This window comes from Mycobacterium sp. 852014-52450_SCH5900713, from assembly GCF_001667075.1.
GTDB lineage: Bacteria > Actinomycetota > Actinomycetes > Mycobacteriales > Mycobacteriaceae > Mycobacterium.
Map to the genome: position 1 here is coordinate 1 of NZ_LZIL01000056.1, position 631 is coordinate 631.

General features: G+C 63.9%; 2 protein-coding genes. Both read right to left on the reverse strand.

What is annotated here, in order from left to right:
* Window positions 1-77: PPE domain-containing protein (locus A5773_RS26565; RefSeq protein WP_156624280.1), on the reverse strand; the 77-nt coding region annotated here is incomplete at its 3' end.
* Window positions 78-88: 11 nt separating this feature from the next.
* The gene (locus A5773_RS17705) at window positions 89-388 is read right to left on the reverse strand and encodes a PE family protein (RefSeq protein ID WP_067791832.1); all 300 of its coding nucleotides are present in this window, start codon (window positions 386-388) and stop codon (window positions 89-91) included.
* Between the last annotated feature and the right edge of the window lie 243 nt (window positions 389-631).

Below are 631 nucleotides of genomic sequence, written 5' to 3' on the forward strand. Positions count from 1 at the left end.
ATCAACGACCCCGACCCCGGACCGGCATAAATCCGCGCCGAATTAACCTCCGGCGGAAGCGCCCCAAAATCAAACACCATTGACTCCTTTAACCCGTCGCGGCCGCGTTGGCCGCCTCAGTCACCGCGTACGATCCCGAGCTCATGCTCAGGGTGTTGACGAACATCTCGTGAATCGCCGTGGCTTGGGCGCTCACGGCCTGGTACATCTGGGCGTGCGCGGAGAACTGCGCCGCGGTCAGTGCTGACACCTCGTCCGCGGCGGCCGGCACCACCCCCGTCGTTGGGGCCACCGCCGCAGCGTTCTGCGCGTTCAGCGTCGAACCAATGCTTTGCAGATTGCCCGCCGCCGCGGCCAAGGCCTCGGGCTGCGTCGTGACGAACGACATTTGGATTCCTCCCTATTCTCTAGGCTCGCTGGCCTTCGAGGAACGGTTTGCCGGTGGGCTTACCGCAGGCATGGCTCACTGGTGAGATTAATGGGGTCACGCCTTGCCTCGCCTCCCTAGTGCCGACTGTTCATACGTGTACAACTTCCGTTCACCTGGGCTTTCCCTATCCGGCCGAGGGTGGGCGGGTTAGGACGCTGTAGCGGAAGCCGTATTTGTGGGAGTAGCCCGCGGCTGCCCCGG

Excerpts from the sequence above, each read along its gene's own strand:
- A5773_RS17705 (WP_067791832.1), bottom strand. The coding sequence starts at position 388 with ATGTCGTTCGTCACGACGCAGCCCGAGGCCTTGGCCGCGGCGGCGGGC.